The organism is Pseudoalteromonas issachenkonii, assembly GCF_002310795.1.
Classification (GTDB): Bacteria; Pseudomonadota; Gammaproteobacteria; order Enterobacterales; family Alteromonadaceae; genus Pseudoalteromonas; species Pseudoalteromonas tetraodonis.
In genome coordinates, this window is record NZ_CP011030.1 from 1,607,855 (window position 1) to 1,623,352 (window position 15,498).

The 15,498-nt window shown below is 41.5% G+C and carries 10 protein-coding genes; 5 read left to right on the forward strand and 5 right to left on the reverse strand.

The window, feature by feature from the left end:
- Positions 1–26: 26 nt before the first annotated feature.
- Positions 27–464, reverse strand: a complete 438-nt coding sequence (locus tag PISS_RS07390) for a hypothetical protein (RefSeq protein WP_013464882.1) — start codon at positions 462–464, stop codon at positions 27–29.
- Between the two features lie 221 nt (positions 465–685).
- On the opposite strand from PISS_RS07390, the gene PISS_RS07395 reads away from it, so the two are divergent.
- The 4 genes from PISS_RS07395 to PISS_RS07410 all read left to right on the forward strand — a co-directional run bounded on the left by PISS_RS07395 (position 686) and on the right by PISS_RS07410 (position 7,472).
- Complete coding sequence (locus tag PISS_RS07395; RefSeq protein WP_013464883.1) at positions 686–1,702, forward strand: efflux RND transporter periplasmic adaptor subunit; 1,017 nt, start codon at positions 686–688, stop codon at positions 1,700–1,702.
- A 2-nt stretch (positions 1,703–1,704) separates the two neighbouring features.
- On the forward strand, positions 1,705–4,785 hold the full coding sequence (locus PISS_RS07400) for an efflux RND transporter permease subunit (protein WP_058154563.1): 3,081 nt from the start codon (positions 1,705–1,707) through the stop codon (positions 4,783–4,785).
- 86 nt (positions 4,786–4,871) lie between these two features.
- Positions 4,872–6,767, forward strand: coding sequence for a putative nucleotidyltransferase substrate binding domain-containing protein (locus tag PISS_RS07405; protein ID WP_016899937.1), 1,896 nt, complete (start codon positions 4,872–4,874; stop codon positions 6,765–6,767).
- Positions 6,768–6,770: 3 nt separating this feature from the next.
- Entirely contained in the window at positions 6,771–7,472 is a 702-nt protein-coding gene (locus PISS_RS07410) for a 3'-5' exonuclease (protein WP_013464886.1), read from the forward strand.
- 78 nt (positions 7,473–7,550) lie between these two features.
- Here PISS_RS07410 and PISS_RS07415 read toward each other — a convergent pair whose 3' ends face one another.
- The 4 genes from PISS_RS07415 to pxpB all read right to left on the reverse strand — a co-directional run bounded on the left by PISS_RS07415 (position 7,551) and on the right by pxpB (position 13,496).
- On the reverse strand, positions 7,551–9,131 hold the full coding sequence (locus PISS_RS07415) for a BCCT family transporter (RefSeq protein ID WP_013464887.1): 1,581 nt from the start codon (positions 9,129–9,131) through the stop codon (positions 7,551–7,553).
- Between the two features lie 810 nt (positions 9,132–9,941).
- Positions 9,942–11,606 carry an asparagine synthase B gene (asnB, locus tag PISS_RS07420; protein WP_016899940.1) on the reverse strand — a complete coding sequence of 555 codons (1,665 nt, stop codon included), beginning with the start codon at positions 11,604–11,606 and terminating at the stop codon, positions 9,942–9,944.
- 295 nt (positions 11,607–11,901) lie between these two features.
- Positions 11,902–12,843 (reverse strand): 5-oxoprolinase subunit C family protein, encoded by a 942-nt coding sequence (locus PISS_RS07425; protein WP_058154564.1) that lies wholly within the window; start codon positions 12,841–12,843, stop codon positions 11,902–11,904.
- Entirely contained in the window at positions 12,840–13,496 is a 657-nt protein-coding gene (gene pxpB, locus PISS_RS07430) for a 5-oxoprolinase subunit PxpB (RefSeq protein WP_013464891.1), read from the reverse strand. The genes PISS_RS07425 and pxpB overlap by 4 nt, the downstream gene beginning before the upstream one ends.
- Before the next feature lie 360 nt (positions 13,497–13,856).
- Here pxpB and msrA point away from each other — a divergent pair, with 360 nt between their 5' ends.
- Entirely contained in the window at positions 13,857–15,143 is a 1,287-nt protein-coding gene (gene msrA / locus PISS_RS07435; RefSeq protein ID WP_013464892.1) for a peptide-methionine (S)-S-oxide reductase MsrA, read from the forward strand.
- Positions 15,144–15,498 lie beyond the last annotated feature (355 nt).

The following is a 15,498-nucleotide window of genomic DNA, read 5'->3' on the forward strand; positions in this document are numbered from 1 at the left end:
AAAACCTCAGTTTTAACTGAGGTTTTTTATTTTATACTCTTTTCACAATTGCTTGTATCTGTAGTAGAGAGCGTGACCTTGTTGGCAGCATTGACGAGCACACATTTTGTGTTTTTATCGAGCTTTTTCTTTTGAATAACGGTAAATTCACCTTCATCAGCAGCATATAGATTATACTGATACGCGGTGTTGCCCCCTTCAAATAAAGCAGTAAATAATCCACCGACTAGTCCACCAACAATGGCGCCGCCAATCATTTCTTCTTTGTTGCCATCCAAGCTATCTACAAAGCCAAACCCCGCACCAGCAGCTATTCCAGTTCCCACTTCTGAGGAGAGTGTTACTTTTTGTATTGATTCAACAGACGCATAATAACGTTTAACAACTTGATTTTGATCTGCCCGATCAATCCCTGGTGATGCACAGCCTGATAGCAAGATCACCATAATTAAACTCTTTTTCATAAATGTGCCTTTAATAAAAATATTGATGAGCTAAATCATAGTCATAAATGTAATTTAAATATGTGTGGATTTTGTATGCAGCTGTAAAAATATGTAAGAGTGGCTAACATGCTTAATTTCAGCTTACTGTTTTGCTAATTTATCGTACTTAGCTATTTATTGATCATAGAGCTGTTAAACTACGTAACATAATGCAAATAATAATTAATTAGGGTGAACCTTTGAAATCGCGAATTTTTTTTACCAGCGTGTTTTTTTCTTTAATGTCGTTAAGTTTATCTGTAAAGAGTGCCAATGTCGTGGTGGAGCAGGTAGCGATGGAACATGCTAAAGAGCAAGTTCAGGCTGTCGGTAACGCCGAAGCAATTCATTCGGTTATTTTATATCCGGCTGTGGGCGATAAAGTAACTGCGGTGCATTTTAAACCGGGTGATAGCGTAAAGGCCAGTGATGTGTTACTCGAACTTGATTCACGCAGACAAAAAGCGGCACTTGAAGAGGCAAAAATAAAACTTGCTGACACCCAAAGAACCCTCGCACGTTTAAAGCAAAGCCAAGCAAAAGGGGCTGTGCCACAAAGTGATGTGGATGATGCAAAAACAGTTGTTGAATTAGCAAAAGTGACCCTTACCCAAGCAGAAACAGAATTTGAAGACCGCCAAGTTCGTGCGCCTTTTAACGGCACTATGGGACTTACCGACGTTGAAGTGGGTGACAGAATTACTCCCCAAACGGCGATTGCAAGTATTGATGATACGCGTGCTTTATATATAAACTTTAACGCCCCAGAATCGGCCGTTTATATGCTGCGCAATAAAGGCAATGTAAAAGTATTCCCTTGGCAGTCACAAAATGCTGTAAACGCAAAAATTGCTTATCTAGATTCACGAATAGACCCACAAACCCGCACCTTACGTGTAAAAGCGCAGCTTGAAAACCCGCAGCAAAAGTTCTTACCTGGCATGAGTTTTCGTGTTCATATTGAAGTAGAAGGGCAACGTTTTGCTGCTGTACCTGAGGCGGCATTACTGTGGGGAGCAACAGGCCCTTACGTATGGACAAGTGTTGATAAAAAAGCCACTCGAATTGATGTTAAAATTGAACAGCGCCTTGCAGGTCGTTTATTAGTTTCGGGGGCTTTAAAAGAACAAGATAACTTAGTGGTAGAGGGCGTACAGCGCTTACGAGCTAACCAAGAGCTAAGCTTCTCAGCGCCAATCGCTAATACGCAGGAGTAGCCATGAAACAGCAACCTATGATGCAAGACTTGCCATCAATGGCTATTCGCCGCCCAGTGCTTATTGTGGTACTGAATTTACTGATTATTATTGCCGGAATTGCCGCCATAGCTGGCGTAGAAGTTCGAGAGCTTCCAGATGTAGACAGACCCCGTATTACTGTATCAGCCTCGTTCCCTGGTGGTTCACCTGAAACCGTTGATACCGAAGTTACCAGTAAACTTGAAGGTGCCGTGGCCCGCGTGAGCGGTGTTAAATCGATTCGTGCACAAAGTGAAGAAGGTAATTCACGCATTGTGGTTGAATTTAGACCGGGTGTTAATCTTGACGACGCCGCGAATGAAACGCGTGAGTCCGTTGCTCGAGTGCAAAGAGAGCTCCCTGAAGAGGTAGAGCGCGTTTCTATTATTAAGGCTGATAACGACGCTGAAGCGGTGGTTTCATTAACAGTATCAAGTGAAAGCTTATCGTTAGAGGCTTTAACAGAGCGGGTTGATGTTGACTTAGCGCCGCAGTTTTTAACTATTCCTGGCGTTGCCGACGTACGATTAAACGGCGATAGAGAACGTGTGCTCAGGGTTCGCATTGATCCATTAAAGCTCAGCAGTTTTAATTTAACGATTCCAGATGTTGCCGATGTACTCAGGCAAGCCCCCTTTGATGTGCCTGCAGGGAGTTTAAAATCAAACGATCAGCAAATAATAGTGCGCGCTGATGCAACGTCTGTTACCCCCGCACAGGTGGGCGACATTATAATCCAGGGCGATACTCGCATTAGCGATATTGCTGCCGTGTACTTTGGTCCGGCCGATCCGCGCTCTATGGTAAGACTTAATGGTAAACCTGTTATTGGTATGGAAATTATTCGCCAAGCACAGTCCAACACTATCGAAATTTCTGATGAAGTACTCAACCTTATAGAGGGGATGCGGGAGCGCTTTCCTGAGATGGAGTTTACGCTAACATCAGATGACGCGCAGTTTATTAGAAGCTCAGTAGATGAAGTGATTAACTCATTGGTACTGACGGTACTGCTAGTGATCATCACCTTGTGGGTGTTTATTGGCTCATGGCGTGCAACATTAGTCCCAGCATTTGCCATTCCTGTTGCGCTTATAGGTTCATTAGCACTGATATGGGCACTTGGGTTTTCAATTAATATTTTAACCTTATTAGCACTGGTATTAGCGACAGGATTAATTGTTGATGATGCAATTGTAGTGAGTGAAAACATTCAACGCCAGCGAGGGTTAGGCCTTGGAAGGCGTGCCGCAGCGGTTGTTGGTACCCGCGAAGTATTTTTTGCCGTTATTGCCACCACTGCAGTATTAGCGGCTGTGTTTGTACCCATCGCATTTTTACCCTCTACAGCAGGGCGTTTATTTAGGGAGTTTGGTGGCGTACTAGCTGGTGCGGTAATTATATCTAGCTTTGTTGCTTTATCGTTAGTACCGGCGCTCACCTCAAAACTAAAGCTTAAGCAAGGTGGTTTTCACCCCTTTGCGAAATTTGGTAACGTGCTTGCCAATATTTATACCAAAACAATTCATAAAGTACTGGATCATGCGTGGGTTACCTTTATTGTTTGTTTATTAGTTGCAGGCGGTTCGGGTGCTTTGTATATGAGTTTAGATAACGAACTGCTCCCTACTGAAGATCGCGGTAAAATTAGAATATTTGCCCGCGGACCTGATGGCGTAGGGTTAAACTTTATGGATAGACAAGCCATTAAAATGGAAGATACCTTATTGCCTTTCGTTGAAAGTGGTGAAATTGAGTCTATTTACACTGTGGTTGGGCAATGGGATCCCAATATTGTGTTTATTACTGTGCCATTAAAGCATTGGGATGAACGTAACTTTAGCCAACAAGAAATTATTAATAAAATTCGCCAGCCTTTAGGCAACATCCCAGGCGCACCAGCTTACCCTGGTGGGGCAAATAGCTTAAATTTACGTGGCCAAGGTGGCGGCATAGAAATCGCTTTACTGGGACAAGATTACCTTGAAATATTTAAGGCTGCACAGCAGTTCTCAGCTGATCTTGAAAAAGCCGTGCCAGAAGTTGCGCCGGTAAGAGTATCGTATCAGCCATCGCAGCCGCAATTGCGTGTTAATATTGACAGACGACGCGCAGAAGAACTTGGCGTGTCTTTAAGTGATATCGCAATTACGTTAAAAGCCGCTATTAATGGTGACGATATCGCTGATTTAAACATTGGCGATCAATCTATTCCTATTATGCTACAGGCACAAAATCAAACTATTAACGACCCAAGTGATTTAGCAAACTTGTTTATTAGAGCTCGTAATAATCAATTGGTACCGCTCAGTAGTGTCGCTAACATTTCAGAGGAAGGGGTTGCCGCCGAGCTTGAGCGTCATGCTCAGCGCCGTGCCATAGAGCTCAGTATGGAGCTGCCTGAAGGCTTAACAATTGCCACCTTAGTGGAGCAAATAAAGCAAGTGTCTGAGCAATCATTACCAGCAGGTATTACCCTTGCGTTTAAAGGGGAAGCACTGACATTTGAAGAAACCTCCAACGAAGTATTAATGACCTACGTATTGGCATTTTTAATTGTGTTTTTAGTACTTGCGGCGCAATTTGAAAATGTTAACAGTGCAATCGTGGTAATGATCACTGTACCATTTGGGATTACATCGGCCATTTTAGCGCTGTATTTAACCGGTACCTCACTGAATATTTACTCGCAAATAGGCCTAGTGATGTTAATTGGGTTAATCGCTAAAAATGCAATTTTATTGGTCGAGTTTGCTGATCAATTAAGAGATCAGGGGCTGAGTGTTCGAAAAGCGGTTGAACAAGCTGCATTGGTACGTTTAAGACCAATCACCATGACCTTAATATCGACCTTACTCGGTGCGTTACCCCTAATTATGTCAACTGGTGCCGGAGCAGAAGCACGTAATGCCATTGGCTGGGTGGTATTTGGTGGACTTGCGTTAGCGGTATTGTTTACGCTTTACTTAACACCGGTGATTTATTTAGGATTAGCCCGCTTTACCAGTCCTCGTGGCGATGAGTCAAAGCAATTAGCCCAAGAGCTGGAGCAACTTGACTAACTAATTACGCTAATTGGCTATTTTTCTTTGAAAAAATAGCCAATCAAGCCCACAATTCAACTAGATTAAAGCCACAAGGATCACCCATGCAGGCCGAGCAAGTTGAAATAGCCCAATTTTTAGTTGAACACCCCCCTTTTGATACGCTTGAGAGCGAGGCACTAAACGAACTAGCAATGCAAATTGAAGTTGCTTATTTTCGTGCGCAAACTGATATTTTACATTTAGGCCAAGATATTAGTGACTTATATATTATTCGTAGTGGCTCGGTTGAAATTTCACGTCGTAATGGCGAGCTCTATAATCGTTTAGCCACAGGCGGCATTTTTGGCCAAATGGGCCTATTGATGAACCGCAAAGTGCGCTTTCCGGCTCGAGCCCTAGAAGACACCTTAACCTATTGTATTAACGTTAATACCTTCAACGAATATTGTGATAAATACGAAACCTTTGCCGATTTTTTTGAAGTGGATGGTAACGTACGTTTGCACCAAGCCATTGTAGAGCAAGCCGACAGCAATGATTTAACCACCGCGAAAGTGAAGTCATTATTACACCGTGATGTGGTCACAGTAACAATGCAAACTGCTATTCAAGACGTCGCATTTTTAATGACGCAAGAATCGGTCTCTTCAGTGTTAGTTACCGACATAGAAAAACAAATAAGCGACGACCCAGAAGAAGACGACGGTCAAGTTGTTGGGATCATAACCGACAGAGATATTCGCACTAAGGTGGTTGCCCAAGGGTTAACATATGATACACCCGCCAAAGAAGTCATGACATCAAGCTTAGTACTACTTGATAGCAACGCCTATGTGTTTGAAGCCGTATTAGCCATGCTAAGAGATAACTTACATCATTTACCTGTGGTACATAAAAAACGGCCTATTGGGGTAATATCGCTGTCTGACATTTTACGTTATGAATCACAAAGTAGCTTACTGTTAGTACGCGGTATTTTAGCGCAGCAATCAGTTGATGACTTAGTTCATTACGCGCGCCAATTACCTAATGTATTTGTACGTATGGTTAATGAAGATGCAAATTCGCATATGATCGGAACCGCTATGGCGGTCATAGGGCGTACCTTTAAACAGCGTTTGTTAGCACTGGCCGAAGAAAAATTTGGCGAGCCGCCTATTCCTTATTGTTTTATAGCCTTAGGCTCAATGGCCCGCGACGAGCAGCTAATTGTGACTGATCAAGATAATGCTCTCATTTTGGATAATAGTTTTGATGAGGCACTGCACGATGAGTATTTTCAAAACCTATCAGATTTTGTATGTGATGGTTTAGCTAAATGTGGCTATACCTATTGTGACGGTGAAATTATGGCGTCGTTTAAAAAATGGCGTATGACCCGTACACAATGGAAAGAAAAATTTGCTAGTTGGATGGCCGAGCCGAAACCGCAAGCACTGCTTAATAGTTCGATATTTTTTGACTTAGATGGTGTATGGGGCAAGCTAAAATGGGCCGATGAGCTTAAAACGCTGGTGGCCAAAGAAAGCAAAGTAAACAAACGCTTTTTAGCGAACCTTGCTGCCAATGCCCGCAATAGAACGCCGCCACTAGGATTCTTTAACGGTTTTGTGCTTGAGCATAATGGCCAGCATAAGCGGTCAATGAACTTAAAACGCCGTGGTACGGCGCCGCTATCTGATGTGGTGCGCGTGCACGCCTTAGCGGTTGGCTCACGTAAACAAAACTCCTTTGAGCGCTTAGAAGATATTATAGAGGCAAATTTACTGCCTAAAGGTAAAGCACAAGATTTACGTGATGCGTTTGAGTATATTGCCACAGTACGTATTCGTCATCAGGCGTGGCAAATAGAGCAGGGTGAAGCCCCAGATAACGATCTAGACCCCCATTTACTTTCACCCTTTGAGCAAAGTAATTTAAAAGAAGCCTTTGCTATTTTAGAAAAAGCGCAAAGCTTTTTAAAATTTAGCTATTCTGCGCACCCGGGTGTGAAATAAGTTATGGCTAAATCACCGTTAGATTGGTCACAGCGCTACGAGCAGTTATTGCAAACTGCGCAAAACCCGTTACTTAAAGACTTTTATCAACAAGCGTTTACCAATCAGGCTGCTCCACTTAAAGATGTCCCTTTTGTGGCGCTCGACTTTGAAACAACCGGCCTTGATGCGAATAGCGATGATATTGTTAGTGTGGGGCTGGTGCCTTTTAATGTAAATCGTATTTATTGTAAAGAGAGCCGTCACTGGGTGGTGCAACCACGACGAGATTTAAGTGAAGAGTCAATAGTTATTCATGGAATTACTCATTCAGAAGTGGATGAAGCCCCTGATCTTAATCGAATTTTAGCGCCACTGCTTGATGCCCTTAAAGGCAAAGTGGTGGTGGTACATTATGCTGCAATAGAACGTCATTTTTTTTATAACGCGCTACTTATGCGTATAAAAGAGGGCATTGAGTTTGCACTAGTTGATACGATGGAAATAGAAAGGCGGGCGCTTAAAGCGCGGCAGGGGTTATTAGGCAGGCTGTTTAATTCAAAGCTAGGATCACTTAGGTTAAGTGATACACGGGAGCGTTATTCATTGCCACTGTATCAAAACCATAATGCGCTTACTGATGCACTAGCCACTGCCGAGCTGCTGCAAGCGCAGCTGAGTTACCACTATAGATCAGACACGCCAGTGAGTGAAATTTGGCTTTAGCTATTGAAGCATTACTGTTAAAAATAGAGCACAAAAAAAGCCGCAATTTGCGGCTTTTTTATTATGGAATGTGTTGTGTTATTTAACTGGGCGAGGCTCAGTTCGTAAACCTAAAATTAAGCTTACACACATCAATAACAATACAATGGTAAATGGCAGACCGGTTGATATAGCCCCCGCTTGCAGTGCTTCAATCGCTTGAGTGCCACCAATCCAAAGTAATGCAGCAGCGATAGCACCCTCAACAGACGCCCAAAAAATACGCTGTGGTACCGGCGCATCAATCTTACCACCTGCTGTGATTGAATCGATTACAAGTGACCCTGAATCAGAAGAAGTAATAAAGAATACCAGTACTAAAACAATAGCAATGAAAGATAAAACGTTCGCCATTGGCATTTCATCAAGCATTTGGAACATCGCCATAGGCACACTTGTTAAACCGTCAGTTCCTAGGGCACCAATTCCATTAACTACTTGGTCAATTGCGATGCCGCCATAAATAGACATCCATAAGATAGTGACTGCTGTAGGAATAAGTAGTACAGCGGTTAAAAACTCACGAATTGTACGACCACGTGAAACACGGGCAATAAACATACCTACAAACGGTGACCACGAAATCCACCAAGCCCAATAAAATACTGTCCATCCATGCATCCATGTTTCATCTTCACGACCATGTGGGTTACTTAACGGAATAATGTTTTCTACATAGCCCATTACCGTGTTTGGTATATTACCCATAGATACAGCAAAACCAACTAAACATACAAATACCAGTAGCACTAAAGCAATAAGCATATTGACGTTACTTAGTAGCTTAACGCCACCATCAATGCCTCGAATAACTGAGACAATGGCTAATAACGTCACCCCTGTAATAACCAGAATTTGTGAACCTACGCCACCTTCAAGGCCAAATACGTGGTTAATACCCGCTGAAGCTTGTTGAGCACCTAATCCTAAAGACGTTGCCAAACCAAATAAGGTCGCAAGCACAGCTAAAATATCGATTATATGCCCCGGCCAGCCCCATGCTTTATCACCTAAAATAGGGTAAAAAATTGAGCGTATAGAAAGCGGTAAGCCTTTATTGTATGTGAAAAACGCTAAAGAAAGCGCGACAACCGCATAAATGGCCCAAGGATGAAGACCCCAGTGGAACATAGTTGCGCCCATTGCAAGCTTTGCTGCTTCTGGGGTGTTGGCAGCCACATTAAGCGGTGTTTCATACCAGCCGGTGTAATAAGCCACCGGTTCAGCAACTCCCCAAAACATTAAGCCAATACCCATACCTGCTGCAAATAACATTGCCAGCCAAGAAATACGAGAGTGAGATGGTTTAGCATCGTCGCCGCCTAAACGGATATTGCCGTAAGGCGAAAAAATTAAAACTAAACAAAAAATAACAAAGAAGTTAGCAGCCCACATAAACAGGCCGTCAAAATTATTAATAATATCGGTTTTAATACCATCTAGCGTCGTTTTAGCAACTTCGGCATCAGATACTAATACGGCAATTAAAAACAGCGCTATTAACCCTGCACTTATTCCGAATACAGGGTTATGTATATCAAACCCCCATTTTTGCACATTATCTTGACCTACGGTGTAGTCCGTATTGTCAATACTGTACTTGTCATGATTCTCGCTCATGCAATACCTCATTGGTTAATGAAACAGGCTGGCTTAATGCCAGTTTTTTATAGTTCACTGTATTCGTCTTATTAGATTCTTTGCCAAAGCTAACAACACGAATAATTAGAAGACTAACTAATTTAATTGCCCATCATACCTTTACTGCTAGGGGAGTTAAATATTAAATACGAAAGAATTAACACTTTGCTAAAATTTTGAGCTGACTTTGTCTTTTTATTGTACATGTCTGGTCGCTAAGAAAATGAAAACTAACGCGTTAGCACTTTATTTTATAGTAGTAAATAGCAATGAATGCAAAAGCTAAGTTAATGAATATTCATATTAATAGGGCGTATAAACAGATAAATCACTTAATTGGATACGCTAAAAGCGTACTCTGATTTTTAAAACTAAGAGTAATTTGTTAAATGGGCTTTTTTATGACTTTTTAATTACATTTTTATAGCTTTGGATTTTTAGCCAAGGGGAGGTTAATAGAATCAGCAATGATAATAGCGATGTTAAAGTAGTTTTTATAAAAAGGTGGCATACTTATTTTGCAGTTTAAACTAATTTGCTTTCTCATTTATTTTGAGTCTTAACAGCTTAACTCACAAAGAGGACAAAGAGACGCTACGCTTTTAGAGAAGTAACAAAGCCACATAATTAAACAAAAATGATGAGGCAGAATGGCTTTTACTTTCTCATTTTCTTCTCATTTTCTTCTCATTCTCTTCTCTCAGTGCAATAAGCATTTTAAGAAAATTACGCACAAAGACACCAAAAAAAGCTGCAGCTTTAACACTGCAGCTTAGGATGGTTAAATTTTCATTTGTACGCTTCGTTATGAACGCCCGCGGCGCGCCCTGATGGGTCGGCATTATTTTGAAATGATGCATCCCATGCGAGTGCTTCTGGGGTTGAACACGCAACTGATTTACCATGTGGTACACACTTAGCCGAGGCATCGCCCGGGAAGTGCGACTCAAAAATACTGCGGTAAAAATACGCTTCTTTAGAGTCTGGCGTGTTAATTGGGTATTTAAATTTGGCATTCGCCAATTCTTGATCCGTTACTTGCTCATTAACAAATTCTTTTAAGGTATCTATCCAGCTGTAGCCAACGCCATCAGAGAATTGCTCTTTTTGACGCCATAACACTTCATCTGGGAGGTAGCCGTCAAAGCCTGCACGTAAAATGTGTTTTTCAATTTTGCCGTCTTTACACATTTTAGCTTCAGGGTTAATGCGCATTGCCACATCAACAAACTCTTTATCTAAAAATGGTACGCGTGCTTCAACACCCCAAGCCGCCATTGATTTATTGGCACGTAAACAGTCAAACATATGGAGCTTTGAAACTTTACGGTTCAGCTCTTCATGAAATTCTTGTGCATTAGGCGCTTTATGAAAATATAAATAACCGCCAAATAATTCATCTGCACCTTCACCTGAGAGCACCATTTTTATACCCATGGCTTTAATTTGACGGGCCATTAAGTACATTGGGGTTGATGCACGAATGGTGGTTACATCGTAAGTTTCAATGTGGTAAATCACTTCTTTAAGTGCATCAATACCTTGTTGAATAGTAAAGATAATAGGGTGGTGAATAGTCCCTATCATATCAGCTACTTTTTGCGCTGCGGCTAAATCGGGGGAGCCTTCTAAACCCACCGAAAAGGAATGCAGTTTAGGCCACCAAGCATCGCTTTCATCGTTATCTTCAATACGTTTTGCAGCAAAGCGCTGGGTAATAGCGGAAATAACCGATGAATCTAAGCCACCCGATAGCAATACGCCATAGGGTACGTCACACATAAGCTGGCGCTTAACCGCCGCTTCCAATGCATCTTTTACATCTTCTGCTTTGGCATCGTTGTTTTTAACAGCGTCGAAGCGTTGCCAATCACGTTTATAGTAAGGGGTTAATTTGCCGTCTTTGCTGTACAGGTAATGCCCCGGCGGAAACTCTTCAATGTGCTTACAAATAGGTGACAGCGCTTTGAGCTCTGACGCTACATAAAAGTTACCGTGCTCATCGTGACCTGTGTACAGTGGAATAATACCAATGTGATCGCGACCAATTAAGTACGCGTCTTGCTCTTCGTCATATAAACAAAAAGCAAAAATACCATTTAAGTCATCTAAAAATGCCGGCCCTTTTTGTTTATACAGGGCTAAAATCACTTCACAATCTGACTGGGTTTGAAAATCAAAGTCGACCTCTAAATTAGCGGCCAGCTCTTTGTGGTTATAAATTTCGCCATTAACCGCTAAAATATGGGTTTTTTCTGGGTTGTAAAGGGGTTGAGCACCGCTTGATACGCCAACAATGGCTAAGCGCTCATGCACTAAAATTGCTTTATCAGATGAATACACACCAGACCAATCAGGCCCACGATGACGTAACAGTTTAGACATTTCGATTGCCTGAGTGCGTAACTGGCTGGGATCCGATTTAATATCGAGTACACCAAAAATTGAACACATAATTTTTCCTCATTCCTATTAAGTGCCTACGATAGCGAGTTTGCTAAAGACTAACCTTGTTTTATCAGAAATAAATAACTAAGTCACACGGCTTTTTTAAATTAATAAGAATAATTTATGCACCAAACAAGTTACTGGTGCACCAACATGGTGAGGTTGATAGTGTGATAGCAACTGATTGTACAATTTTTAATTTAAAACAGGCAGGGATAAGCATTTAATGCTCATGAAAATTTATATTTGCACCAAGTGGGTGCAAATATAATCATTAAGAAAACAGCGTTATCGTATTATGTTAATTAGCCCAATAGTGATTTAAACTCAGTTTAAGCTGAGATAGATGCGCATCGAGTTTACTTTTTGCCGCGGTTGCTTGTTCAAGCGTTACAAACTCAAAAGTAATAGAATCGGCGGTTCTAAACTGAGCAAACTGATGTAAATCCGCCTCTATTACATGGCCTATCAATGGGTAGCCCCCCGTTGTTTGTGCATCATTTAACAGCACAATTGGGTTGCCATCAGGTGGGAGTTGCACGCTTCCCGGTGCTACCGCGAGTGAGTGCAGTGAGAGCGAGTGTTGCATTATTTGGCTGTTATTATGATCTAAGCGTACTCCCATTCGATTACTATTCGGGTTAATAGTAAATGAGGTGGTACAGAAAGCGTTTATACACTCAGGTGTAAGTAGTTCATGATGTGGGCCTTGATGTAGCCGAATAACTTTTCGTTTAGGCGGTGTTAATGCACCTTTATTGCATAGCCAAGGCTGAGTATATGGGGTTATTTTTATAATATCGTCGCTTTGTAATGCTCGGCCATTAAAACCACCAATGGCTGCCCCTAAGTCGGTTGATTTAGAACCCATAACTTCAGGGCATTCAATTCCACCTTTTACGGCAATGTAAGCTCTGGAGCCACCGCGTCCTGTATCAAATTTAAGTGTTTGTTTTGCTTTTACCGGATAACTCCACCCGGGGTAAACGGCTTGAGCGTCAAGTTTAGCGTTTAAGTCGGCTCCATGCAGAGCAATGACGGTATCGCACTCAAATTGCAATTCACATAACCCAACGGTGAGTTCAAGTACGGCATCGTTATCGTGATTATTTACTAAGCGATTGGCAATAATGTGCGCATAGGCGTCTAAGCTACCCGAGCGGCTAACCCCTAAATGACGAAAACCCACACGGCCTAAATCTTGGATTGTAAGCTGTATACCGGGTTTGATTACTTTAATCATTGTTTACTCCTTTTAACAGGCACAAATTCAAGGGTGTCACCGGGTTTAAATAAACAAGGGTTTGAGGCGGTTGCATCAAATAAACAGGCATCAGTATGAGCAATAATATGCCAGCCACCAGGTGAGTTTTCAGGATAAATGCCTGTTTGGTCTGCCCCAATCGCAATCGCGCCTTTAGGAACACTGACTCGTGGGTTATCACGCCTTGGGGTAAACAGTTGAGAATTGAGCCCATGTAAATAAGGAAAACCGGGCACAAAACCTAAAAACAACACATGGTAAATTTCTTTACTGTGTAAATTAATTACCTCATCTATTGTTAGCTTGTGATAATTAGCCACATAGTTTAAATCCTCACCTTGGTAATAGGTGTCTATTTTATGATGCTGACTTTCAAAGGCGTAATCATCAACCTCATCCCATAGTTTTGTTAAGGTGTTTTGCCATTGATGTAAATTACTGGCTGATTTTAAATACAAGGTTAATGAGTTCATCCCGGGGACTAAATCTATAAACTCATTGGTGTTTTTACAATACTGTGACAGCGCCCAGAGTTTTTTTTGCGTCGCAAGTATGTGTTGTTCGCTGTAGTGAGAAACATCAAAAAGCAGACTAGAATTTGTTAATATTTTTATACTTGGCAAAGTGCTCATACAGATAACTTATTAATATTGTTTGTATTTAAGCTATCACAGTCGTTGTGCTATTACGATATTAATAGACAAACTCGGATCGATTAAATTCCCGTCTTCGTAAAGTTTTATTGCGTGTGAAATTTATTCTTGAGTTTACAGGTCTGCTTTAGGGTCTGTTGACCTTTGCGGATTAAAATCGCTCCTAGGCAGAACCCGAAGGGCAGCGCCTGTTTGGCATTGATGCTCCGTTATCGCCTATTTATGGGGAATAACCACACCACATAGGCTCTGCCTTGCCTAAACACCAAACAAACTGCTGCAAATTTAACCTTGAAAGGTCAACAGACCCTAGAGTAACTAAAACTAAGAGGTCATCGTATGTTTAAGCGGGTAATACTATCGGCGTTTGCCATTGTGGGCTTACTAAGTGCAATGAGTGCTATATCGTCAGATGAAATAATCAAACCAACTGATTTAGATGCAACCATGCATGTTGAAAAAATAGTGCTGGGTTCGGGCTGTTTTTGGGGTGCAGAAAAACGCTACGAAGCACTTAATGGTGTGTTAGACGCTGAATCGGGTTACGCCGATGGCCGGGGGTTTAAGCCAACCTATAGAAATATCACTAAGTTATCCCGTCGCTTTGATGAAGATAATTACGCCGAAGTGGTGCAGGTTACCTTTAATAGTAATATTATTTCAGCAAGAGAGTTGTTGCAAAATTACTATGAGAGCCACGATCCAACGCAAAAGAATCGTCAAGGTAATGATGTAGGCACGCAATATCGCTCTATTATTTTAACCACTACCGATCAGCAAGCGAGCATCGCAAAAGCGGTCACGAGTGAGTATCAGCAATTATTAAGTAAAGCCGATTATGGAAAAATAGTGACGCAAATAAAGCCACTTGAGCGCTTTTATTCGGCTGAAGAGTATCATCAAAATTACCTTGAAAAAAATCCAAACGGCTATTGCCCTGATCATTCAACCGGTGTTGTATTTACTCAAAGTGATAAACCGAAGGTAGATAATACTGCATTATTAAATGGCAAACAGATTGTTATTTTAGACTCGCAAAGTTATTGCCCTTACTGCGAAAAGTTTAAAGCGGCCGTTGCCAATGATTATAAAGGCACAATTCCAATGACTTTCCGCCATGCTGATCAGCTTGATGGGTTAACGATTAAATCGGCGACATGGGCTACACCTACCATATTATTTTTAGAAAATGGGGTTGAGGTCTATTCTCGCCAAGGCTACATGAACCCAGAGCAATTTTATAAAGCATTAGGTGCGTTTAAGCTTGGCAACAGTGAAGCTTATAAGGTGGCTTTTAATGCTAAAACCGACAGCCCTTACTGCAAAGAATATGCTATTTTTAAAAACACGCCCGATGGCATCTTTATTGATAAACTAAGCGGTGAGCCATTATTTGATACCCGCGATAGATTTAACTCAGGCACCGGTTGGCTTTCATTTACCCACCCAATAAAAGACAGTGTAACCCAACATGAAGATAATAGCTGGGGAATGCAGCGCATTGAGCTTAAGTCTAAAAGTACCGGTATTCACTTAGGGCATTTATTTCCGGGTGAGGGGCCTAGAGGGCAAGATAGATATTGTATTAATGCGACTGTTTTAGAATTTGTAGCCAGAAAACAGTAAATTTTAAGCAAAAAAAAGCAGCGATGATTAAGTAGATACTTAACGGTCGCTGCATTTCAATTGACAACATCTTCACACACAATAAAGATTCGGGGGGTTGTATTAGTACAAAACTAACTCTGGCTTATTGTTGTTGATGAGAATGAAAATAAAAACAACCCAAGCTCAGTCACCACCGGACTTGAGTTGTTTTTTACACTGACAACATCTTCACACACAATAAAGATTCTTAAGTTTATTGGCGGGTGTAAGGGTAAAAATAAAAACAACTCAAGCTAAGTCACCACCGAACTTGAGCTGTTTTTTACACTGACAACATCTTCACACACAATAAAGATTCTTTTTTACTAGCTCG

Coding starts and splice junctions, on each gene's coding strand:
- PISS_RS07390 (WP_013464882.1), bottom strand. CDS start 464: ATGAAAAAGAGTTTAATTATGGTGATCTTGCTATCAGGCTGTGCATCA.
- PISS_RS07400 (WP_058154563.1), top strand. CDS start 1,705: ATGAAACAGCAACCTATGATGCAAGACTTGCCATCAATGGCTATTCGC.
- PISS_RS07405 (WP_016899937.1), top strand. CDS start 4,872: ATGCAGGCCGAGCAAGTTGAAATAGCCCAATTTTTAGTTGAACACCCC.
- PISS_RS07410 (WP_013464886.1), top strand. CDS start 6,771: ATGGCTAAATCACCGTTAGATTGGTCACAGCGCTACGAGCAGTTATTG.
- PISS_RS07415 (WP_013464887.1), bottom strand. CDS start 9,131: ATGAGCGAGAATCATGACAAGTACAGTATTGACAATACGGACTACACC.
- asnB (WP_016899940.1), bottom strand. CDS start 11,606: ATGTGTTCAATTTTTGGTGTACTCGATATTAAATCGGATCCCAGCCAG.
- PISS_RS07425 (WP_058154564.1), bottom strand. CDS start 12,843: ATGATTAAAGTAATCAAACCCGGTATACAGCTTACAATCCAAGATTTA.
- pxpB (WP_013464891.1), bottom strand. CDS start 13,496: ATGAGCACTTTGCCAAGTATAAAAATATTAACAAATTCTAGTCTGCTT.
- msrA (WP_013464892.1), top strand. CDS start 13,857: ATGTTTAAGCGGGTAATACTATCGGCGTTTGCCATTGTGGGCTTACTA.